Raw genomic sequence first — 19,244 nt, forward strand, 5'->3', positions numbered from 1 at the left:
GGGCAAGGGTTGATAGCGACGGCAGCTTCTGCTTGAGGCAGGGGCATGAGCGAGCACACCCACGACAAGTTGCAACAGGACGCACCCACCCGCCGCCCGGGCCTGGCCCAGGTCGCCGAAGGCCAGTGGGCCGGGTGGTATCACTGGGAACCGGTCGACTATTTCGAAGAGCACGCTGGCCCGTTCTACTGCAAGCCCGAGGGTGAAGGCATCCTCTGCGGCTTCATCCCCGAGGCCAAGAACCGCAACGGCGGCGGCAATATCCACGGCGGCGCGCTGATGACCTTTGCTGACTATGCGCTGTTCATGATCGCCGGCGGCATGGACACTTCGGTCCACGGCGTGACGATGAACATGAACTGCGATTTCGTCGGCGCGGCCGAACCCGGCCGGCTGCTGACTGCGCGCGGCGAGGTGGTCCGGGCCGGCGGCAGCGTCGTTTTCGTGCGCGGGATCATCGACGATGCCGGCCGCAACGTCCTGTCGTTCTCGGCCTCGATCAAGCGTTTCAAGAAGGGTTGAGCGCCAGCTCCAGGTAGACGCTGTCGCACCATTCGCCGCCAACCAGCCAGGTCCGATTGGCTCGTCCTGTCTCGATAAAGCCCGCGCGTTCAAGCAGGCGCAGCGAAGCGGCATTGCGCGGATCGACATCGGCCCTGAGCCGCGGCAGGCCGCGTCTGCGCATATAGTGGACCAGCCCGGCCAGAGCCTCGCTGGCCAGGCCCTGGCCGTGAAAGGCCGGATGCAGCAGATAGCCGAACTCCGGCAGCCGCCAGCAGCCCATCTTGCCGATCGGCTGGCCCTGGTATTCGATCACGAAATCGTCGCTGATCAGCGGATCGGCGGCGATCATGTCGGCCAGCCATTGCTCGGTCATGGCCAGGTCTGGATGGGGCGGCGTGGCCCAATAGCGCATCACGCCGGGATCGCTCATTGCGGCATGGAACATCGCAAGGTCATCCGGGCGGGCGCGGCGCAAAACTACGCGGCCCGCCTCAATCCGGTCCTGGCGGGTAGCTGGATCTAGCCCTTCCACTCCCGCCGTTCCTCGGCTGCACGCAGAACTTCGTAGGCCAGTTGCAGCGCCTGAAAGGCCTTGGCGGCTTCCTCGTCGCCGGGGCGCAGGTCAGGGTGGACCTGCTTGGCCTTGGCCCGGTAGCTCTTCTTGATCGCCCCGAAATCGGCGTCGGGTTCCAGCTCGAGCAGGTCAAGCGCGCGCAATTCGTCGCGGCTGCGAGTGCCATCGCCCGAACCGGCCCAGGCATAGTGCGCCGATTCCTTGAAGCCTTCGTGGGTCTGGCGCTCCTTCGCCTCGCGTTCAGCGGCTTCTTCGGCGGTAAGGCCGGCGAAGTAGTCCCAGCCGCGATTGTATTCGGCCGCATGGTCCTGGCAGAACATCCAGCGGTCCGGGCTGTTGGGCGATTTGGGCGCGGGGCAGGTCCCGGGCTCGGTGCAGCCGGCACGGTCGCACAACCGGACCTGCACGGTTTCGCGCGCACCGCCGTAGCCGCCCCAGCGCGGGAAGCCCCAATTGTCGGATCGGCGTGCCCTGCTCATCCCGCCGCGATAGGCCTTCCCACCGAGTCCGCGCAAGCGAAAGCGGCCTTCAGGGAAAGTTCAGGAATGGCAGGCAAAAGTCCGTATTGCATTGCAGCATGTGCAGGCGCATCTGCCGCACGCGATTTCCGCCGGAGTTTCACCATGATGAGCAAGCAACTCGCCGTGTCGATTGCCGCCTCAGTGCTGGCGATGGCGGCCTATGCCCTGCTGGGAGTCGATATGCCCGGCCCCAGCCTGCAGAACGAAGGGCCGCGCTGGTCGGCCCATGCCGACACCTCGGCCCTGCCCGATATCGGCCAGCTGCTGCCGACGCTGCAGTAAGCAGCGCCGGTCAACCGTCTTCCTCAGTCGATCGTAATCGTCACCGCACGGCGGTTCCGGGCCCAGCTTTCCTCATCCGAGCCGAGCGCCACCGGGCGCTCCTTGCCGTAGCTGACCGTGGTCAGCCGCCCGGCGTCAACACCCAGCGAGACGAGGTAGTTCTTCGCAGCATTGGCGCGGCGTTCCCCCAGTGCAAGGTTGTATTCGCGGGTGCCGCGCTCGTCGGCATGGCCCTCGATCGTGGCGCGCTTGCCCGGGTACTTCTGCAGCCACCCGGCCTGGGCCTGGAGCGCAGCCTGATCCGCCGCGTCGACATTGAACTTGTCGGTATCGAAGTAGATCGTGTCCTGGCCCATCATCTGGGCAACGAAGTCGGCCTGACTGCCGGGTGCAGGCGCGGAGGAAGTGCCCTCGGTCGAGCCGGTCGAAACCGCCGGACCCGGATCGGGCGGAAGCTGCTGGGGGGCCTTCTTCGAGCAGGCGCCCAGCGCCAGCGCGGCCGCGATCACGGCGGTGAGGGTCAGGCGGGTCTTGGCCATGGAACTCTCCTTTGAATTTCGAGCATTGTGATGGTGCGGTAACAACCGAGTCAATGGCGATCTGGGTTCCATCAGGGACGAAGTGGTCCCCAGGCGGGATCGGAGCCATCGACCGGAGTTTGCAGACGCCGCTCGTTGCGACCGGTCAGGTCAACCTGCCAGAGCGAGGCCTTGCCGCTGCCCCGCGCGGTCCGGAAGAACTGGATAATCCGGCCGTTGGGCGCCCAGGTCGGTGCTTCGTCCTGCCACGAATCGGTCAGATAGCGCAGCTCGCCGCCGCCCGGGCCCATCACCGCGATGCGGAGATTGCCGGCGATATGAGTAAAGGCGATCTGGTCGCCGCGCGGGCTCCATTCGGGCGTTGCGGCGCGCCCGCCAAAGAAGCTGATCCGCTTTTGGCCCGAGCCATCGGCGTTCATTACATAGACCTGCTGGCTGCCCGAACGGTCGCTTTCGAACACGATCCGGCTGCCATCGGGTGAGAACGAGCCGCCGATGTCGATCCCGGGCGTATCGGTCAGCCGCACTGCCGCGCCGCCGCTGGCCGGCATCTTGTAGATGTCAGTATTGCCGGCAACCGCCATCGAATAGAGCACCCATTTTCCATCGGGCGACCAGCGCGGCGCGAACAGCGGGTTCTGGCTCTGCAGCAGCAGCCGCTGGCTGCCCCGCTCCAGATCGTAGATGTAGATCCGGGGCTGACCGTTGAAGTAGCTGAGGTAAAGGATCGACTTGTAGTCGGGCGAATAGCGCGGGGTCAGCGCCGTAGTCTGCCCGGTGGTCAGGTAGCGGTGGTTGGCCCCATCCGAATCCATGATCGCCAGCCGCTTCATCCGCCGGTCCTTGGGTCCCGTCTCGGCGATATAGGCGATGCGGCTGTCGAAGAACGGGCTTTCGCCCGAGAGGCGGGCATAGACCATGTCCGAACACTTGTGCGCCGCGCGGCGCCAGTCACCCGGGGCGACCTGCCAGGCGGCGCTCGCCAGCTGCTGCTTCAGGGCAACGTCGTAGAGATAGCAGCCAACCAGCAGCTGGTCGCCATCGCCGGGGCGGACAAAGCCCTGAACCAGCATTTCGGCACTGCGCCCGGACCAGGTATCGAAGCTGGGGGTGCGGACCTCCTCAAACGCCGGGCGCGGCAGGCTGTCTGGCCCGACCGGTTTGAACAGGCCGTTGTTCTTGAGATTGGCGGTGATCACCTGGGCGAGGCTGTAACCCAGCGCCCCGGTCGAGCCGGCGCTGGTTGCGGTCGGCACATCGGCATTGGTGGCAAAGGCCGGAATCGCGATGCCAAGGTCCTGCCAGTCGCTTTCGTCGGAAACCGAGCCTGACAGCCCTTCCTCAGCCGGGACGGCCACGGTCGGCTGCGGCGTGGGGGTGGACTGCTGCGCCAGCAGCGGCGACCCGGCCAGCAGGGCAAGTACGGCAAGCGAGGTACGGATCATTGCGACAGCTTTCGGTCAAAACGGAAGGTGGTGATACGTTTCCACGCCGGATAGAACTCATCCGGCAGGTTGAAGGGCGCAGCCAGGCGCACGGCGCGAATCGCCTGCTCGGCGTGGCGCGCAGCTTGGGCGCGGTTGGCATCGGTAATGCCTTCCTGCCGAACCACCCGGGGATTGCCGGCCAGTGAGCCATCGGGGTTGAGATCCCAGGTCAGGATGGTCACCAGCAGTTCGGCTTCAGCCCCCTGCGGCGCGACCCATTTGGGCTTCAACTGGCGCGAGATCGCCCCTGAAAGCGCCGAGCGCACCGCCGGGCCGATCGTGGCGGCAGGCGGCGGGCCGGGCGGGGCCTTGGCCGTGCCGCTGGGGCTACCTTTCAGGAAATCATCGCCGATCCGGCTCGCGCCGGGTTTGGTTACGGCCTTGGCCGGCGGTGCCTTTGGCGCGGGCGTGGCGGCCTTGGCTGGCGGGGCCTTGGCGGGGGTAGCCTTGATTAGCGGCGCGGGCCTGGGCGGCGGCGCGATGGTGGCGCGTGGCAGCGGCTTGGGCAGGGGTTCGGGCTGAGCCACGGGCGCGGGGTGCGGGGCCGCCTGTTCGCCCAGTTCGGGTGCTTCCTCCGCTGCCGCAGGGGCGGTGGAGGGTGAGGTCGAGATCAGCCCGACGTCGTCGCTTAGCGTCACGGTAATCCGCTCGGGCGGCGGCAAGGGAAGGGCGCTCGGCCGGATCGTCAGCACCAGCACCAGCACAACGTGCGCCGCCACCGCAGCCAGCAGCGCCAGTCCTTCATCGCGGCGAAGAGCGGTCACGGCCATCGGCTCAGTCCTGTCCGGACGCACCTGAACTGTTGGTGACCAAAGAGATGGCGTTGAACCCGGCGCGATTAAGCTCGCCCATCACGGCGATAACCTCGCCATAGTCGAGGCTCTTGTCGGCCCGCAGCGTCACGAGCGGCAGCTTGCCATCTGCGCCCGGCGGGATCGAGGCGAGCCGGTCAGGCAAGGCGGCACGCTCGATCTCGGTCTGGTCAAGATAGAGCCGGCCGTCGCGCGCCAGGGTCAGGTTCACCTGCTGCGGTTCCTGGTCGAGCGCCTGGGCACGGCTGTCGGGCAGGTCCACCGGTACCCCGGCGTTGAGTAGCGGGGCCGTGACCATGAAAATGATCAGCAGCACCAGCATCACGTCGACCAGCGGCGTCACGTTGATCTCGGACACTGGCGTCCGGGCACGGCGGCGCCCCCGCCCGCTGCGCCCACCGCCAGGAGAGAGGCTGGCGCCCATTAAACCGCGTCCAGTTCGCGGCTGAGGCTGGCGTGGAAGCGGTCGGCAAAACGCTGCATCCGCGCCTCCAGCTGGTTCACCCGGTGCGAAAAGCGGTTGTAGGCAATCACCGCCGGGATTGCCGCGAACAGGCCGATCGCCGTGGCAAACAGCGCCTCGGAGATGCCCGGCGCAACCACGGCCAGCGACGAGTTCTGCTGTGAGCCGATCTGGAAGAACGAGTTCATGATCCCCCAGACCGTGCCGAACAGCCCGACGAAGGGTGCAACCGATCCGACCGTGGCAAGAAAATTCAAACGTTCAGCCAGCCTGTCCGCCTCTTGCGCAACGGCGCTGTCCATCACCGCGACTAACCGCTGGCGGGTGCCTTCGCGGTCAATCACCTTGGCAGCAGTCGAACGGCGCCATTCGCCGAGCCCGGCCGAAACAACCCGCGCCGAAGGGATTTCACCGGCTTCCTTGGCGCCCCGCTCGGCCTGGAACGCGTCGATATCGGCCGCCTTCCAGAAATCGCGCTCATAAGCTTCGGTCCGCTTGCGGATCCCGGCCATGCGCAGCGAGAACGAGATGATGATCGCCCAGACCCAGACCGAGGCGAGGATCAGCCCGGCCATAACCGACTGGACGACAATATCCGCATCGAAGAACAGCTTGACCGGATCAAGCCGGGTCGGGGCAGTGGCCAAGAGGGCAAGGGTGCTCATCAGGATCCTTCGGGCATGATAGTGGCAAAGGCATCGCGCCAGGCAGCGGGCATTCGCCGCGGGCGGCCTTCGGGAGAAACAAAACCGATGCGCAGCCGCGCTTCGGAAAGGAGGCGACCGTCCTCGTGCCGCGCCACCTGGTGCATCCGGCAACTTGCTGCACCAAGGTCTTCGCAGGTCGTCTCAATCTGCACGGCATCGTCCAGCCGCGCCGGGGCGGCATAGCGAATGGTTAGCTCGGTCACCGCAAAGGCTCCCTCGCCAGCCTCGTTGACCGCCCGCTGGTCGATCCCGAGCAGGCGGACGAAATCCGACCGGGCACGCTCGAACCAGCGCAGGTAATTGGCGTGATAGACCACGCCCGAGAGGTCCGTATCCTCGAAATAGGCGCGCACGGCAAAGCGGTGCACCTTGCCATCGACCAGGCCCGAGGGGGCAGGGGGGAACGTCGCCATGCCCCCGCCTTAGCCGGGGCGCGACTCGCAGGGCAAGAGCGCGATCAGTCGAACCGCGCCAGCATCGGGCCAAGCGGCTTGCCGCCGAACAGATGGACGTGAAGATGCGGCACTTCCTGGTGGCCGTGCTGGCCGATGTTGGCGAGCAGGCGATAGCCCGGCTCGACCAGCCCCAGGCTGCGCGCGACATGGCCGACTGCGCGGACGAAGCCGGCGATCTCTTCGGCCGAAGCCCCGGCCGAGAAATCATCCCAGCTGACGTAAGGCCCCTTTGGGATCACCAGCACGTGCGTTGGCGCCTGCGGGTTGATGTCGTGGAACGCGAGCGCCCACTCGTCCTCGTAGACCGTGCGGTTCGGGATTTCGCCGCGCAAGATCTTCGCGAAGACGTTGTGGTCGTCATAGGGCAGGGTAGGATCGATCGGCATTATTCGCTCCGGCTGGCCTTTTCGGCGATCCCGCTGGTTCCTTCGCGGCGCTCAAGCTCGGCCAGGACCTGGGCAAAGGGAATATCATGCTCAGCCAGCAGAATGAGCAGGTGGAAGATCAAGTCCGCCGCCTCGGCCACTTCTTGCTCGTGCGTTCCCGCAAGGTGGGCAATGATCAGTTCAACCGCCTCTTCGCCGACTTTCTGGGCGACCGCATCCCCACCCTTCGCGTGCAGTTTGGCGACATAGCTGGAGCCTGGATCGCCATCGAAACGCGCGCGAATCACAGCTTCAAGGCGTGAGATTGTGTCCATCGCTACCCTCTCGCCGGAAGTCCCGCCCGGCGCAAGGCCGCGTGCGCCTCGGCAATGGTGTGCTTGCCGAAGTGAAAGATCGAGGCGGCCAGGACCGCGCTGGCGTGACCCCTAGTAACGCCTTCGACCAGGTGATCGAGTGTCCCCACCCCGCCGCTGGCAATCACCGGCACCGACACGGCATCGGCGATCGTGCGGGTGAGTTCCAGGTCATAGCCGGCCTGGGTGCCATCGCCGTCCATCGAGGTGACCAGCAATTCGCCCGCACCCAGCTCGGCCAGCCGGATCGCGTGCGCCACGGCATCGATCCCGGTCGCCTGGCGGCCGCCGTGGGTGAAGATCTCCCAGTGATCGCCCTGCCGCCGCGCATCGACCGAGGCGACGACGCACTGGCTACCGAACCGCTCGGCAATCTCGGCCACCACTTCGGGCCGGCTGACGGCGGCGGAATTGACCGCCACCTTGTCGGCCCCGGCCAGCAGCAGTGCCCGGGCATCCTCGACCGCACGGACCCCGCCGCCGACAGTCAGCGGCATGAAGCAGACTTCGGCAGTGCGCCGAACCACATCCAGCAAGGTTCCGCGCCCTTCGTGGCTGGCGCTGATATCGAGGAAACACAGCTCATCCGCCCCGGCCGCGTCATAGGCCCGCGCCTGCTCGACCGGATCGCCGGCATCCTTGAGGTCGACGAAGTTCACGCCCTTGACCACCCGGCCATTGGCGACATCGAGACAGGGAATGACCCGGACGCGGACGGTCATGCCCGGTTCGCCATCGCAATCGCCGCCGCCAGATCGAGCCGGCCTTCGTAGAGCGCGCGGCCGGTGATCACGCCTTCGATCCCGTCGACCGCGTGGAGCGAGAGGATGTGGATGTCATCCAGCCCCTTCACGCCGCCACTGGCGATCACCGGAATGTCGACCTGGCGGGCGAGGTCAACCGTGGCCTCGATGTTGACGCCCTTGAGCAGGCCGTCACGGCCGATATCAGTGAACAGCAGACTGGCAACCCCGGCATCCTCGAAGCGGCGCGCGAGATCGACCACCGGTACGTCGGACACTTCGGCCCAGCCCTCGGTCGCGACCATGCCATCGCGGGCATCGACCGCGACGACGATCCCGCCCGGAAACTCGCGCGCCATGTCCTTGACGAATTCGGGATCCTTGAGCGCAGCCGAACCCATCACCACCCGGCTCACGCCAAGATCGAACCAGCCCTCAACCGCCTCACGCGTGCGGATCCCGCCGCCCAACTGGACGTGGCCTTCGAACACTTCGAGGATCGATTCGACCGCAGCCCGGTTCTCAGCCCGACCGGCGAAGCTGCCGTCGAGATCGACCGCGTGCAGGAACTGCGAACCGGCAGCAGCAAAGAGCTGCGCCTGTGCCGCCGGATTGTCGCCATAGACCGTCGCGCGGTCCATATCGCCTTCCGACAGGCGAACGACCTGGCCGCCCTTGAGGTCAATGGCCGGAAAGACAATCATGGCTTCCAGTCCAGGAACGCACGAAGCAGCGCCAGACCATAGGCCTGGCTCTTCTCCGGATGGAATTGCACCCCTAGGATCGTGTCACGCCCAACCGCAGCAACCAGGCCGCCGCCATGGTCGGTCATCGCCAGGGCATGGTGCCCGTCCTCGGGCACGAAATGGTAGGAGTGCAGAAAATAGGCCTCACCCGCTTCAAGTAGCGGGGCGTGCGGGCGGACGATCACATCATTCCAGCCCATGTGCGGGATCTTGATCGCCGGATCGGTCCGCTCGACCAGCCGCACTTCGCCGCCAATCCAGTCAAGCCCTGGCGTAACCCCATGCTCGACCCCGCGCGAGGCGAGCAGTTGCATGCCGACACAGATGCCGAGGAACGGCGCAGCGCCGATCAGCACGCGTTCGGTCATCGCCTCAACCAGATGCGGGATGGCCCGCAGCCCTTCGGCGCAGGCCTTGAAACTGCCGACGCCGGGAAGAACGATGCGATCTGCGGCGCGGACAACGTCCGGGTCGGCGGTGATCTGGACGCCTTCCGCCCCTGCTGCCTTCAGTGCATTGGCAACGGAGTGAAGGTTTCCCGCGCCGTAATCGACGAGGGCAACGACTTCAGCCACCGAGCTGGCCTTTGGTGCTGGGAATCGCTCCGCCCTTGCGCGGATCGAGTTCCACCGCCTGCCGCATCGCCCGGGCGAAGCCCTTGTAGATGCCTTCGCAGATGTGGTGGTTGTTTGTGCCGTAGAGCAGCTCGATATGGAGCGTGATGCCGACGGCCTGGGCAATCGACTGGAACCAGTGCTCGAACAGTTCGGTGTCCATTTCGCCCAGCCGTTCCTGGGTGAACTTGGCGTTCCAGACCAGCCAGGGGCGGCCCGAAATGTCGAGCGCGACGCGGGCCAGCGCCTCGTCCATCGGGCTGTAGGCCGTGCCATAACGGCCGATCCCGGCCTTGTCGCCCAAGGCCTCGGAAATGGCCTGGCCGATCGCAATCGCGCTGTCCTCGGTCGTATGGTGCTGATCGACGTGGAGATCGCCCTTCACGTGGCAGGTGATGTCAATCAGCGAGTGGCGGCTGAACTGCTCGATCATGTGATCGAGAAAGCCGATCCCGGTGCTAACATCATAGGACCCCGTCCCGTCGAGGTTCACTTCGACGAGGATGTCGGTTTCGTGAGTCTTGCGGGCGATCCGTCCGGTACGCATGGGGCTGGCCTATAGGCCCGAAACGGCAGCACGCAAGCGGTTTGCCCTTGACCGTGGCGAGCACCGTGGCCACTTGTGAAGTCATGACTGATGATGCGCAGGACAGCCTGATCCCATACGACGAAATCGTGCAGGAGGCGCTGCGCGCCGTGGTCGGCCGGGTGCTTGGCCAGATCGTGGCCTCCGGCGGGACCCTGCCGGGCGAGCATCATTTCTACATCACCTTCAAGACCGGCGCGCCGGGGGTGTCGATCCCGCCCCACCTGCGGGAGCGCTTTCCGGACGAGATGACCATCGTTCTCCAGAACAAGTTCTGGGATTTGGGCGTCGATGATCAGGGCTTTACCGTCGGGCTGACCTTCAACCAGGTACCCGCCAAGCTCGACGTGCCGTTCAGCGCGATCACCGCTTTCGTCGATCCCGCGGTCGATTTTGGCCTGCAATTCCAGGCGCTGGGCCAAGATGACGAGCCCGAGCCGCACGACGAGGCCGAGAATGACGGTCCGCCGGCAGCCGACGGGGAAACAGGCTCGAACGTCGTCTCGGTCGATTTCGGGCGCAAGAAATGACCTCGCCCGATCGCATCCTCGCCCGGCTGGCGCGCCACGGCGGCGGCACCCTGCTCAACCGCGTGGTCGACAAGGTGCTGCCCGACACGCCAAGCGAAGAAAAGGTCAAGCGCAACATCTTTGCCGGGATTGCGGGCGCCGTGGCGATGCGCGTGGCGACGCGTTCGGTCCCGGGGGCGATTGTGGTCACCTCGGGCCTGGTCGCCAAGAAGCTTTATGACCGGCGCAAGGCCCGTAAAGGCAAGGCGACAGGGCAAAACCCCAAGCCCAAGGCTTGATCACGCGCGCGCCATGCGCGAATGGAGCGCATGGTCGAAGCCGCCAATTCCGCCAGCAATGCCCTGCAACGCCGCGGGCTTATGCTGATCCTGTCCTCGCCATCTGGCGCCGGGAAAACCACGATCAGCCGCATGCTGCTTGAGCGTGATCCGCAGATCGCCCTCTCCGTCTCCGCCACCACCCGCCCGATCCGGCCGGGCGAAGTTGACGGGGTGCACTACCACTTCGTCAACCAGGCCGAGTTCGACCGGATGGTCGAGGCAGACGAATTCTATGAATGGGCAACCGTTTTCGGTCACAGCTATGGCACGCCGAAGGCCCAGATCCGCGCTGGACTGAAGGAAGGGCAGGACTTCCTGTTCGACATTGACTGGCAGGGCACCCAGCAGCTTTACCAAAAGGACCAGCAGGACGTGGTCCGGGTCTTCATCCTGCCGCCCAGCATTGATGAGCTGCGCCGCCGCCTGACCGGGCGCGGGACCGACAGCCCCGAAGTGATCGCCGCCCGCATGGAACGCGCCCGGGCCGAAATCAGTCACTGGGACGGCTACGACTATGTCGTGATCAATGACGACATCGAGGCCTGTTACCACCAGGTCTGCGAAATCCTCCACGCTGAACGCATGAAACGCGCCCGCCAAACCGGGCTGATCGGCTTCGTGCGGGAACTGATGCGGGATTAAGGCCAGCCGGCGCGGCCGACGTCCACTTCGGCCACCAGCACCTTGCCGCCGGGGGTCTTGCCCGGCCCGGTTCCGGGCGCCACCAGCATGAACAGGTGCCGGCCTTCGGGACCGCCGAGCATGCAGGCATAGCAGTTGAGATCGCCGGTCGGGATGACTTCGAGCACTTCGCCGCCAGCGGCGATCAGCACGCATTCGGGGGCCGTCGGGTTGGCGATCCAGACCGCGCCGTTGGCATCAAGGCAAATCCCGTCGGGCAGGCGCGGCAGGGTGGTGGCAAACAGCTGCCGATTGGTCAGCGATCCGTCCTCGCCAATGTCGAACTGGGTTAATCGCCCCCCGAAGGTTTCAGCCAGGATCAGGTGTTGGCCATCAGGCGTGATCACGGCTCCGTTGGGAAACGAAAACCGCTCACCCGGGGCGGCATCACCAACCGAGCCATCTGGCTGGATGAGGGCCAGCACGGTGGTCGGGTGATCGGCCATGACCCCGGCCGGTCCGCGCTCAGCCAGGGCAGCGCCCAGATCGAAACCGAAGTTGCCGACATAGGCCCGGCCCTGCGCGTCAACGACCATGTCGTTGCACATGAACGCGGAGTGATCAGTCAGGTCGGCGTGCAGTTCGAAGCGGCCATCGGGCCAGCGCCGCCAGACCTGGCGCAGCTCCATCCGCACCACCAGCAATGAGCCATCGGGCATCCAGCCAAGGCCCGATGGCTGGCCTTCTAGCTTCAGCTCGACCCGCAGGTCACCCGCGAGGTCGAGCGAATAGACGCAGTGGGCATAAAAGTCCGAGAACCACAGGCGTCCGTTGCGCCAGCGCGGCCCCTCACCGAAATGGATGCCGCTGGCGAGGGTGCGGACCTGGCGTTTCACGGCTCAGTGCCCGCCCGAGGCGTCCTGGAACACTTCCGGCACCCAGCCGTTGACGATGCCGCCATCGATGGGGATCGTCGTGCCGACGACATAGTCGCCCGCCCGGCTGGCGAGATAGATCGCCCCGCCAGCCATATCCTCGGCCACGCCGACGCGCTTGTAGGGGATGCCCTTGGCGCTGCCTTCGGGGTTGCGGGCGGCGGCCTTGTTCATCTCGCTCGGGAAAGCGCCCGGGCCGATCCCGCTGACGACGATGTTGTCCTTGATCAACCGCGCGGCGAGCCGCTTGGTCAGGTGAATCACCGCCGCCTTGGAGGCTTGGTAGGAATAGGTTTCCCACGGGTTCGGTCGCATCCCGTCGATCGAGGCGATGTTGATCACCTTGGCTGGGGCCTGGAAGCTGCCGGCCGCCTTGAGCAGACCGTGGAGCTGCTGGGTCAGGAAGAACAGGCTCTTGACGTTGAGGTCCATCACCTTGTCCCAGCCGGCTTCGGGGAACTGGTCAAACTCTGCCCCCCAGGCCGCCCCGGCATTGTTGACCAGGATATCGAGCTTGCTCTCGCGGGCCGACAGCTCTGCCACCAGCCGCTTCAGGTCTTCCATCTGGCTGAGGTCGCCCGGCAGGCCGATCACCTTGCCCGGGTACTGGGCCTCAAACTCGGCCACCGTCTCGGCGATCTGTTCGCGCTTGCGGGCGGTGATGTAGACCCGCGCACACCCGGCGGCGAGATAGCCTTCCAGGATCATCTTGCCGATTCCGCGGCTGCCGCCAGTTATCAGGGCCACCTTGCCTTCAAGGCTGAAAAGCTTCGAAAAATCCATAACCCAATTCCTTCATCGTCACCCCGGACCTGATCCGGGGTCCCGCTAGTTTTCGCCCGCCGCAGGAAGGAAGCGGGACCCCGGGTCAAGCCCGGGGTGACGGATAAGGTCAGTAGCCGCTGAGCTGTGCAACGCGCTCGGCATGGTAGTACATGTCGCCCATGAATTCGGCCAACGCCCGGTCGCGCTTCATGTAGAGGCCGATGTCGTACTCGTCGGTCATGCCGATCCCGCCGTGCATCTGCACCCCTTCCTTGACCGCGAGGCTGGCCGCCTTGCCGGCCTTGGCCTTGGCGACCGAAACCATCAGCTCGGCCTTTTCAGAGCCGGCATCGAGCAGCTGCTGCGCCTTGATCACGCTCGCGCGGGCGATCTCCAGCTCCGAGTAGAGGTGCGAGGCGCGATGCTGCAGCGCCTGGAATTCGCCGATCAGCTGGCCGAACTGCTTGCGCTGCTTGAGGTAGGTGGTGGTCATGTCAAAGGCCCCGCCAGCCACGCCGACGCTTTCCGCTGCCGCGCCAACCCGGCCAGCGTTGAGCACGCGGTTCAGCAGCTCACGCCCGGCATCGACTTCGCCGATCACGGCATCGGCATCGACCTGGACGCCGTCGAGCTTGACGTGGGTGGCCATCGAGCTGTCAACCAGCCGGACTGCGTCCTGGTTCAGGCCAGCGGCGTCCTTGGGTACGGCGAACAGCGTGATCCCGTCCTGGTCGTCATCGGCACCCGCTGTGCGGGCCGCGACGACCAGCATGTCGGCGCTGCCGCCGTGGACCACGAAGGCCTTCTTGCCGGTCAGCTTGAAGCCGTTGCCGGCACGCTCGGCGCGGGTGGCGATGCGTTCGGGCCGGTGCTTGGGGCCTTCGTCAATCGCCACAGCGAAGACGCTGTCGCCGGCCAGCAGGCCGGGCAGGTAACGCCCGCGCAGCTCGTCATTGCCCGCACCAATCGCGGTAGCGGCCATGACCGAGCTGGTCAGGAACGGCGAGGGCGTTAGATTACGGCCGATTTCTTCGAGTACGATCCCAGCCTCGACATTGCCCATGCCCAGGCCGCCATCAGACTCGCTCACCAGAATGCCGGCAAAGCCCAGCTCGGCAAACTGCTTCCACAGCGCATGGCCGAACCCGTCCTTGCACTGCTTGTCGCGCCAGTGGCGCAGCTGCTTGGCGATCGTGCCTTCCTCACCCATGAACTGGCGCGCGGTGTCGGCCAGCATGGCCTGGTCTTCAGTGTGATACAGCGCCATGGTTCAGGCTCCCGGCAGGTCGAGAATGCGTTTGGAAATGACGTTCAGCATGACTTCGCTGGTCCCGCCTTCGATCGAGTTGGCCTTGGTGCGCAGCCAGGTCCGGGCCTTCGCGCCGCCGCCCGAAGCCTCGCTGTCCCATTCCAGCGCGGCCGAGCCGCCAGCGGCCATCAGCAGCTCGTGACGGCGCTTGTTGAGCTCAGTCCCGGCGTACTTCATCATGTTGGGCTGGGCCGGGTGGGCCTTGCCGACCTTGATCTCGTCGAGGAACTTCTCACCCATAGCCGAGAAGGCCAGGGCATCGACATCGAACATGGCGAGCTCGGCGCGCAGCAGCGGATCTTCGAGGCCATTGCGCTTGGCAAAGGCGCCGATGGTGTTGAGCCGATCATTGCCGCCCGCGCCCGAGATCATCTCGCGCTCATGGCCCAGCAGATACTTGGCGACGTCCCAGCCGCGGTTCAGTTCACCCACGATCTGGTGCTTGGGCACCTTCACATTGTCGAAGAAGGTTTCGCAGAACGGCGAATTGCCGCTGATCAGCAGGATCGGCTTGGTGCTGACGCCCGGGCTTTCCATGTCGAACAGCAGGAAGGAAATGCCCTGGTACTTGTTGGTCTTGTCGGTCCGGACCAGACAGAAGATCCAGTCAGCCTTGTTGGCATAGGAGGTCCAGATCTTCTGGCCGTTGACCACCCAGTGGTCGCCCTTGTCCTCGCCATAGGTCTGGAGCGAGACAAGGTCTGAGCCCGAGCCGGGTTCGGAATAGCCCTGGCACCAGCGGATTTCACCGCGGGCGATCTGGCCGAGGTAATGGATCTTCTGTTCCTCGGTGCCGAACTTGAGCAGCGCCGGGCCAAGCATCCAGATCCCGAACGAGGACAGCGGCGGCCGCGCATTGATGCGGTTCATTTCCTCGCGCCAGATCTTGGCTTCAGCCGGGCCCATTCCCGCGCCGCCATAGGCCTTGGGCCAATCGGGCACGGTATAGCCCTTGGCCGCGCAGCGCTCCATCCAGAGCTTCTGGGCCTCGCTCTTGAACTGGAACTTGCGGCCGCCCCAGCAGATATCGTCATCGCTGCGGGCAGGTTCGCGCATTTCAGCGGGGCAGTTTTCTTCGAGCCAGGCGCGGATTTCGGCCCGGAAGGCATCAAGGTCGGACATAGTCGCAGACTCCTCTCTTAATCGAAAGGTTAAGGCGAGTCGGCGGCCTTTCGCAAGCGCGGATTTCCGCCGCTTTGGCTGGCCATGCTGCAAGTCCCGCTTGCCGTAACGTAAACTGCATGGGCGTTGACCGGGGCTTTCTCAGCCCTAAGCTGGCGGCAAAACAGACAATGGGATTTGAGGACATGCGCTTTGCAGGAAAAGTCGCCGTAGTGACCGGCGCGGCATCGGGAATCGGCAAGGAAACGGCCAAGCTGTTCGCCAGCGAAGGGGCCAAGGTATATGCCGCCGACATGGATCTGACGGGGGTCGAGGCCCTCGCGGGCGAAGTACCAGGGATGGTGCCGGTAGCCGTCGATGTCTGCGATGTGGCCCAGATCAAAGCGCTGCTCGACAAGGCCGGCGGTGAGAATGGCGGCTTTGACATCCTGTTCAACAATGCCGCTGCCGGCGGCGCACGCGGCGGGATCGACGAATGCGACGAAGCCGGCTGGGACTGGACGATGAACCTGGTGCTGCGTTCGGTCGCGATGGGCATTCATTACGCCGTGCCGCACATGCAGCACCGCAAAGGGGCGGCGATCGTCAACACCAGCTCGGTCGCCGCGGTTGGCCCCGGCTACTCGCCCACTGCCTATGCCGTGGCCAAGGCCGGCGTGCTGCACCTGACCAAGTGCGCGGCGATGGACCTCGCCAAGTTTGGCATCCGCGTGAATGCGGTCCAGCCCGGCTTCATCAACACCAACATCTTCGCCGCCAGCCTTGATGTCGACCAGGCCGACAAGGCTACGGTGAACGCGATGATCGCCCAGATGTCGAGCCACGCCCAGCCGGTTCCGCGCGGCGGCCAGCCGCGCGACATTGCCGAAGCCGTGGCCTTTCTTTCCAGCGACGCCGCCAGCTTCATGACCGGCGCCTCGATGATTGTCGACGGCGGCATCACGGTCGGACCGCGCCATTGCTGGGATCCCGAAGCGCCCGGCTTGTTCGACACGATCCAGAAGTTCCTCGAAGCCAAGGAAGCCGGAGGCAGCGGCCAGTGACCCCCGCAGCGGTCAAGCTGCCGCTTCGGATCAAGCTGGGCAACGGGTTCGGCTCGGTTGCCTACGGGGTCAAGGACAACGGCTTCTCGACCCTGCTGCTGCTGTTCTACAGCCAGGTCCTGGGCCTGGAAGCCAGCCTGGTTGGCCTGATCCTGCTGGTCGCCCTGCTTCTTGATGCGCTGGTCGATCCGCTGGTCGGTTACTGGAGCGACAAGACCCACGGCCGCTGGGGCAAGCGTCATCCCTGGATGTATGCGGCCATCCTGCCGATTGCGCTGGCCTGGATCATGCTGTGGCACCCGCCCGAGGCGGCATCGGACTGGCTCTATGGCTATCTGCTGCTGTTCGCCTTCCTGATGCGCGCGGCGGTATCGTGCTACGAAATTCCGGCGCTGTCGGTCGTGCCGGGTCTGACCACGGACTATGACGAGCGGACATCGATCACCCGCTGGCGGTTTGTCTTTGCCTGGGCCGGCGGCCTCTTGATGCTGACCCTCGCCTTTGGTGTGTTCTTGGTTCCATCAGAGCGCTATCCGGTCGGTCAGCTCAATATCGATGGCTACCAGCTCTATGGCTGGACCGGGGCGGCGCTGCTGGTGGTGGCGACGTTTGTTTCGGCGATCACGACCCATCGCCGGATCGCCAAGCTCGATTCGAGCCCGCCGGTCCACCTGCCGCTGGGCGAAACGGTGCGCAAGATCCGCAAGACGCTGGCCAACCGGGCCTTCCTGATCCTGCTCGGCAGCACACTGCTGGCCTATGCCAACAACGGGCTGACCCATTCGGCGGCGACCTATATCATGACCTATTACTGGGAGATGCCCCAGGCCGGGTTCATGGCCTATTCGTTCAGCCTGTTCGCCGGCGTGGTTGGCGCGTTCCTGCTGGTCGGCTTCCTGCAGAACCGGATCGAAAAGAAAACCGGCGCAGTCGCGATGTGGATTGGATCGCTGATCCTGGGGGTGCTGCCCTATATCCTGCGCCTGACTGGCGGCTTCCCGGAAAACAGCGATCCAATCCTGATCCCATTGCTGTTCACGCTGGTGACGATTTCAAACGCCCTGGCCGTGGCCGGATCGATGCTGGTCCAATCGATGGCAGCCGACATCATCGAAATGTCGCAGGAGCAGACCGGAGAACGGTCCGAGGGACTGTTCTTCTCGGCCTATTTCTTCACCCAGAAATGCGCGACGGGCCTGGGCATATTCCTGACCGGACTGATCATCAGCCTGTCGGGTTTCCCCAAAAAGGCGCGGCCGGGCGAGGTGGCGGGGACGGTCCTGACCGACCTGTCGATCTATTACCTGATCGCAGTGATCATCATCGCCGTGGTCAATATCCTGATCATCGCCCGCTTCCCGATCACCCGCGAAGACCACGAACGGCGCATCGCACGGCTGTCCGGCGCGATCGAGCCCGCCGCCACTTCGCCTTAACCGGCCGATTAAACCCCCTTGGCGCGGCCTTGCGGCTCTGCCAAGGATAGACCCAACAAGACTCGACCAAACGCAAGGAAGGACGCCTCATGGATTTCGAACCCACCGAACGGCAACGCTATTGGCGCGATCGCGTGCGCCAGTTCATCGAGGCTCACGTCCGCCCGCGCAACGACGACTACAAGGCCGAGGACAAGTCTGGCGAACGCTGGAAGGTCCTGCAGGTGGTCGAAGAGGAAAAGGCCCGCGCCAAGGCGCAGGGGATCTGGAACCTGTTCATGCCCCCCCGCAATTCGGGCCATCATCACGTCGACGATACCTTCGAATTCGAAGGCCCGGGCCTGACCAACCTTGAATATGCCATGTGCGCCGAAGAAATGGGTCGCATCGGCTGGTCGAGCGAAGTGTTCAATTGCTCCGCGCCCGACACCGGCAACATGGAAGTGCTGCACCGCTACGGCACGCTGGAGCAGAAGGAGAAGTGGCTGAAGCCGCTGATGAACGGCGAAATCCGTTCGGCCTTCCTGATGACCGAGCCGGCGGTTGCCTCGTCCGACGCGACCAACATCGAAACCTCGATCCGCCGCGAAGGCGACGAATACGTCATCAACGGCCGCAAGTGGTGGTCCTCGGGCCTGGGCGATCCGCGCTGCAAGATCGCGATCGTCATGGGCAAGACCGATTTCGAGGCCAAGCGTCACCAGCAGCAGTCGATGGTGCTGATGGAAATCGACAGCCCCGGCGTCGAGGTGATCCGTCACCTGCCGGTGTTCGGCTATGACGATGCCCCGCATGGCCACATGGAAGTGGTGATGAAGGATGTCCGCATCCCCGCCAGCAACATGCTGCTGGGCGAAGGCCGCGGGTTCGAAATCGCCCAGGGCCGCCTCGGGCCGGGCCGCATCCACCACTGCATGCGCACCATCGGCGTGGCCGAGGAAGCGATTGCCAAGATGGCCAAGCGGCTCCAGTCGCGCGTCGCCTTCGGCAAGACCGTGGCCGAACATTCGATCTGGGAACAGCGCATTGCCCAGGCCCGGATCGATATCGAAATGACCCGCCTGCTCTGCCTCAAGGCGGCCGACATGATGGACAAGGTCGGCAACAAGGCGGCAGCGCTGGAAATCGCCATGATCAAGGTCCAGGCCCCGAACATGGCGCTGCGGATCATCGACGATGCGATCCAGGCCCACGGCGGCGGCGGCGTTTCGGACGACTTTGGCCTGGCTTCGGCCTGGGCCCACCAGCGCACCCTGCGCCTGGCCGACGGTCCGGACGAAGTCCATGCCCGCGCCATCGCCCGGATCGAATTTGCCCGCCACTCGGCCAATGCCAAGGCCGACGGTGCGTTCAGCTCGGGCGATCTGGGAGTCGCCCGCTAAGCAACCCTC

26 protein-coding genes are annotated in these 19,244 nt (G+C 65.1%); 8 read left to right on the plus strand and 18 right to left on the minus strand.

Going from position 1 to position 19,244, the window contains the following annotated elements:
* The first annotated feature begins 45 nt into the window (after positions 1 to 45).
* Positions 46 to 522, plus strand: a complete 477-nt coding sequence (locus FRF71_RS05540) for a PaaI family thioesterase (RefSeq protein ID WP_147089618.1) — start codon at positions 46 to 48, stop codon at positions 520 to 522.
* Here the strand turns inward: FRF71_RS05540 and FRF71_RS05545 are convergent.
* Both FRF71_RS05545 and FRF71_RS05550 read right to left on the minus strand, forming a co-directional pair.
* Entirely contained in the window at positions 509 to 1,036 is a 528-nt protein-coding gene (locus FRF71_RS05545; protein ID WP_238339454.1) for a GNAT family N-acetyltransferase, read from the minus strand. The genes FRF71_RS05540 and FRF71_RS05545 overlap by 14 nt on opposite strands.
* On the minus strand, positions 1,024 to 1,557 hold the full coding sequence (locus FRF71_RS05550) for a J domain-containing protein (protein WP_147089619.1): 534 nt from the start codon (positions 1,555 to 1,557) through the stop codon (positions 1,024 to 1,026). The genes FRF71_RS05545 and FRF71_RS05550 overlap by 13 nt, the downstream gene beginning before the upstream one ends.
* 147 nt (positions 1,558 to 1,704) lie before the next feature.
* On the opposite strand from FRF71_RS05550, the gene FRF71_RS15420 reads away from it, so the two are divergent.
* Positions 1,705 to 1,881 (plus strand): hypothetical protein, encoded by a 177-nt coding sequence (locus FRF71_RS15420; protein WP_161597893.1) that lies wholly within the window; start codon positions 1,705 to 1,707, stop codon positions 1,879 to 1,881.
* A gap of 23 nt (positions 1,882 to 1,904) precedes the next feature.
* Here FRF71_RS15420 and pal read toward each other — a convergent pair whose 3' ends face one another.
* The 12 genes from pal to hisB form a co-directional block, all read right to left on the minus strand.
* Positions 1,905 to 2,420: a peptidoglycan-associated lipoprotein Pal gene (gene pal / locus FRF71_RS05555; RefSeq protein ID WP_147089620.1), complete on the minus strand. Its 516-nt coding sequence runs from the start codon at positions 2,418 to 2,420 to the stop codon at positions 1,905 to 1,907.
* 71 nt (positions 2,421 to 2,491) lie between these two features.
* Positions 2,492 to 3,865 (minus strand): Tol-Pal system beta propeller repeat protein TolB, encoded by a 1,374-nt coding sequence (gene tolB, locus FRF71_RS05560; RefSeq protein WP_147089621.1) that lies wholly within the window; start codon positions 3,863 to 3,865, stop codon positions 2,492 to 2,494.
* Positions 3,862 to 4,677: a hypothetical protein gene (locus FRF71_RS05565; RefSeq protein WP_147089622.1), complete on the minus strand. Its 816-nt coding sequence runs from the start codon at positions 4,675 to 4,677 to the stop codon at positions 3,862 to 3,864. Before FRF71_RS05565 ends, tolB begins: the two co-directional genes overlap by 4 nt.
* A 4-nt stretch (positions 4,678 to 4,681) precedes the next feature.
* Complete coding sequence (locus FRF71_RS05570) at positions 4,682 to 5,143, minus strand: ExbD/TolR family protein (protein WP_147089623.1); 462 nt, start codon at positions 5,141 to 5,143, stop codon at positions 4,682 to 4,684.
* Positions 5,143 to 5,847, minus strand: coding sequence for a protein TolQ (gene tolQ, locus FRF71_RS05575; RefSeq protein WP_147089624.1), 705 nt, complete (start codon positions 5,845 to 5,847; stop codon positions 5,143 to 5,145). The genes FRF71_RS05570 and tolQ overlap by 1 nt, the downstream gene beginning before the upstream one ends.
* A complete protein-coding gene (locus FRF71_RS05580; RefSeq protein ID WP_147089625.1) occupies positions 5,847 to 6,302 on the minus strand; it encodes a YbgC/FadM family acyl-CoA thioesterase in 456 nt (151 codons plus the stop codon). Before FRF71_RS05580 ends, tolQ begins: the two co-directional genes overlap by 1 nt.
* A 44-nt stretch (positions 6,303 to 6,346) precedes the next feature.
* Positions 6,347 to 6,730 carry a histidine triad nucleotide-binding protein gene (locus FRF71_RS05585; RefSeq protein ID WP_147089626.1) on the minus strand — a complete coding sequence of 128 codons (384 nt, stop codon included), beginning with the start codon at positions 6,728 to 6,730 and terminating at the stop codon, positions 6,347 to 6,349.
* The gene (locus FRF71_RS05590; RefSeq protein ID WP_147089627.1) at positions 6,730 to 7,044 is read right to left on the minus strand and encodes a phosphoribosyl-ATP diphosphatase; all 315 of its coding nucleotides are present in this window, start codon (positions 7,042 to 7,044) and stop codon (positions 6,730 to 6,732) included. The genes FRF71_RS05585 and FRF71_RS05590 overlap by 1 nt, the downstream gene beginning before the upstream one ends.
* A 2-nt stretch (positions 7,045 to 7,046) precedes the next feature.
* Complete coding sequence (hisF, locus tag FRF71_RS05595) at positions 7,047 to 7,805, minus strand: imidazole glycerol phosphate synthase subunit HisF (protein ID WP_147089628.1); 759 nt, start codon at positions 7,803 to 7,805, stop codon at positions 7,047 to 7,049.
* Entirely contained in the window at positions 7,802 to 8,530 is a 729-nt protein-coding gene (gene hisA / locus FRF71_RS05600) for a 1-(5-phosphoribosyl)-5-[(5-phosphoribosylamino)methylideneamino]imidazole-4-carboxamide isomerase (protein WP_147089629.1), read from the minus strand. Before hisA ends, hisF begins: the two co-directional genes overlap by 4 nt.
* Positions 8,527 to 9,147, minus strand: a complete 621-nt coding sequence (gene hisH, locus FRF71_RS05605; protein WP_147089630.1) for an imidazole glycerol phosphate synthase subunit HisH — start codon at positions 9,145 to 9,147, stop codon at positions 8,527 to 8,529. Before hisH ends, hisA begins: the two co-directional genes overlap by 4 nt.
* Complete coding sequence (gene hisB, locus FRF71_RS05610) at positions 9,140 to 9,733, minus strand: imidazoleglycerol-phosphate dehydratase HisB (protein WP_147089631.1); 594 nt, start codon at positions 9,731 to 9,733, stop codon at positions 9,140 to 9,142. The genes hisH and hisB overlap by 8 nt, the downstream gene beginning before the upstream one ends.
* Positions 9,734 to 9,816: 83 nt before the next feature.
* Here hisB and FRF71_RS05615 point away from each other — a divergent pair, with 83 nt between their 5' ends.
* Genes FRF71_RS05615 through gmk form a run of 3 tightly spaced genes read left to right on the plus strand, consistent with a single transcriptional unit; the run spans position 9,817 to position 11,264 of the window.
* Positions 9,817 to 10,302: an SspB family protein gene (locus FRF71_RS05615; RefSeq protein ID WP_147089632.1), complete on the plus strand. Its 486-nt coding sequence runs from the start codon at positions 9,817 to 9,819 to the stop codon at positions 10,300 to 10,302.
* Entirely contained in the window at positions 10,299 to 10,580 is a 282-nt protein-coding gene (locus FRF71_RS05620; RefSeq protein WP_147089633.1) for a hypothetical protein, read from the plus strand. The genes FRF71_RS05615 and FRF71_RS05620 overlap by 4 nt, the downstream gene beginning before the upstream one ends.
* A 30-nt stretch (positions 10,581 to 10,610) precedes the next feature.
* Positions 10,611 to 11,264, plus strand: a complete 654-nt coding sequence (gene gmk, locus FRF71_RS05625) for a guanylate kinase (RefSeq protein ID WP_147089634.1) — start codon at positions 10,611 to 10,613, stop codon at positions 11,262 to 11,264.
* Here the strand turns inward: gmk and FRF71_RS05630 are convergent.
* From FRF71_RS05630 to FRF71_RS05645, 4 genes are all read right to left on the minus strand, one after another.
* Positions 11,261 to 12,139, minus strand: a complete 879-nt coding sequence (locus FRF71_RS05630; RefSeq protein ID WP_147089635.1) for an SMP-30/gluconolactonase/LRE family protein — start codon at positions 12,137 to 12,139, stop codon at positions 11,261 to 11,263. The genes gmk and FRF71_RS05630 overlap by 4 nt on opposite strands.
* Positions 12,140 to 12,142: 3 nt before the next feature.
* Entirely contained in the window at positions 12,143 to 12,961 is an 819-nt protein-coding gene (locus tag FRF71_RS05635; protein WP_147089636.1) for an SDR family NAD(P)-dependent oxidoreductase, read from the minus strand.
* Positions 12,962 to 13,070: 109 nt separating this feature from the next.
* Positions 13,071 to 14,210: an acyl-CoA dehydrogenase family protein gene (locus FRF71_RS05640; protein WP_147089637.1), complete on the minus strand. Its 1,140-nt coding sequence runs from the start codon at positions 14,208 to 14,210 to the stop codon at positions 13,071 to 13,073.
* Between the two features lie 3 nt (positions 14,211 to 14,213).
* Entirely contained in the window at positions 14,214 to 15,374 is a 1,161-nt protein-coding gene (locus FRF71_RS05645) for an acyl-CoA dehydrogenase family protein (protein ID WP_147089638.1), read from the minus strand.
* Between the two features lie 185 nt (positions 15,375 to 15,559).
* Here FRF71_RS05645 and FRF71_RS05650 point away from each other — a divergent pair, with 185 nt between their 5' ends.
* The 3 genes from FRF71_RS05650 to FRF71_RS05660 all read left to right on the plus strand — a co-directional run bounded on the left by FRF71_RS05650 (position 15,560) and on the right by FRF71_RS05660 (position 19,235).
* Positions 15,560 to 16,417: an SDR family NAD(P)-dependent oxidoreductase gene (locus tag FRF71_RS05650; RefSeq protein WP_147089639.1), complete on the plus strand. Its 858-nt coding sequence runs from the start codon at positions 15,560 to 15,562 to the stop codon at positions 16,415 to 16,417.
* Complete coding sequence (locus tag FRF71_RS05655) at positions 16,414 to 17,853, plus strand: MFS transporter (RefSeq protein WP_161597894.1); 1,440 nt, start codon at positions 16,414 to 16,416, stop codon at positions 17,851 to 17,853. The genes FRF71_RS05650 and FRF71_RS05655 overlap by 4 nt, the downstream gene beginning before the upstream one ends.
* An 89-nt stretch (positions 17,854 to 17,942) precedes the next feature.
* Positions 17,943 to 19,235: an acyl-CoA dehydrogenase family protein gene (locus FRF71_RS05660; RefSeq protein ID WP_147089641.1), complete on the plus strand. Its 1,293-nt coding sequence runs from the start codon at positions 17,943 to 17,945 to the stop codon at positions 19,233 to 19,235.
* Positions 19,236 to 19,244: the final 9 nt, after the last annotated feature.

Origin of the sequence: Novosphingobium ginsenosidimutans, assembly GCF_007954425.1 — a bacterium.
In the GTDB taxonomy this organism is placed as follows: Bacteria; Pseudomonadota; Alphaproteobacteria; order Sphingomonadales; family Sphingomonadaceae; genus Novosphingobium; species Novosphingobium ginsenosidimutans.

Coding starts and splice junctions, on each gene's coding strand:
- FRF71_RS05635 (WP_147089636.1), bottom strand. CDS start 12,961: ATGGATTTTTCGAAGCTTTTCAGCCTTGAAGGCAAGGTGGCCCTGATA.
- hisB (WP_147089631.1), bottom strand. CDS start 9,733: ATGCGTACCGGACGGATCGCCCGCAAGACTCACGAAACCGACATCCTC.
- FRF71_RS05640 (WP_147089637.1), bottom strand. CDS start 14,210: ATGGCGCTGTATCACACTGAAGACCAGGCCATGCTGGCCGACACCGCG.
- FRF71_RS05590 (WP_147089627.1), bottom strand. CDS start 7,044: ATGGACACAATCTCACGCCTTGAAGCTGTGATTCGCGCGCGTTTCGAT.
- FRF71_RS05660 (WP_147089641.1), top strand. CDS start 17,943: ATGGATTTCGAACCCACCGAACGGCAACGCTATTGGCGCGATCGCGTG.
- hisA (WP_147089629.1), bottom strand. CDS start 8,530: ATGATTGTCTTTCCGGCCATTGACCTCAAGGGCGGCCAGGTCGTTCGC.
- FRF71_RS05580 (WP_147089625.1), bottom strand. CDS start 6,302: ATGGCGACGTTCCCCCCTGCCCCCTCGGGCCTGGTCGATGGCAAGGTG.
- FRF71_RS05615 (WP_147089632.1), top strand. CDS start 9,817: ATGACTGATGATGCGCAGGACAGCCTGATCCCATACGACGAAATCGTG.
- tolQ (WP_147089624.1), bottom strand. CDS start 5,847: ATGAGCACCCTTGCCCTCTTGGCCACTGCCCCGACCCGGCTTGATCCG.
- FRF71_RS05540 (WP_147089618.1), top strand. CDS start 46: ATGAGCGAGCACACCCACGACAAGTTGCAACAGGACGCACCCACCCGC.
- FRF71_RS05550 (WP_147089619.1), bottom strand. CDS start 1,557: ATGAGCAGGGCACGCCGATCCGACAATTGGGGCTTCCCGCGCTGGGGC.
- FRF71_RS05585 (WP_147089626.1), bottom strand. CDS start 6,730: ATGCCGATCGATCCTACCCTGCCCTATGACGACCACAACGTCTTCGCG.
- FRF71_RS05645 (WP_147089638.1), bottom strand. CDS start 15,374: ATGTCCGACCTTGATGCCTTCCGGGCCGAAATCCGCGCCTGGCTCGAA.
- pal (WP_147089620.1), bottom strand. CDS start 2,420: ATGGCCAAGACCCGCCTGACCCTCACCGCCGTGATCGCGGCCGCGCTG.
- FRF71_RS05620 (WP_147089633.1), top strand. CDS start 10,299: ATGACCTCGCCCGATCGCATCCTCGCCCGGCTGGCGCGCCACGGCGGC.
- FRF71_RS05650 (WP_147089639.1), top strand. CDS start 15,560: ATGCGCTTTGCAGGAAAAGTCGCCGTAGTGACCGGCGCGGCATCGGGA.
- FRF71_RS05565 (WP_147089622.1), bottom strand. CDS start 4,677: ATGGCCGTGACCGCTCTTCGCCGCGATGAAGGACTGGCGCTGCTGGCT.
- FRF71_RS15420 (WP_161597893.1), top strand. CDS start 1,705: ATGAGCAAGCAACTCGCCGTGTCGATTGCCGCCTCAGTGCTGGCGATG.
- FRF71_RS05570 (WP_147089623.1), bottom strand. CDS start 5,143: ATGGGCGCCAGCCTCTCTCCTGGCGGTGGGCGCAGCGGGCGGGGGCGC.
- tolB (WP_147089621.1), bottom strand. CDS start 3,865: ATGATCCGTACCTCGCTTGCCGTACTTGCCCTGCTGGCCGGGTCGCCG.
- gmk (WP_147089634.1), top strand. CDS start 10,611: ATGGTCGAAGCCGCCAATTCCGCCAGCAATGCCCTGCAACGCCGCGGG.
- hisF (WP_147089628.1), bottom strand. CDS start 7,805: ATGACCGTCCGCGTCCGGGTCATTCCCTGTCTCGATGTCGCCAATGGC.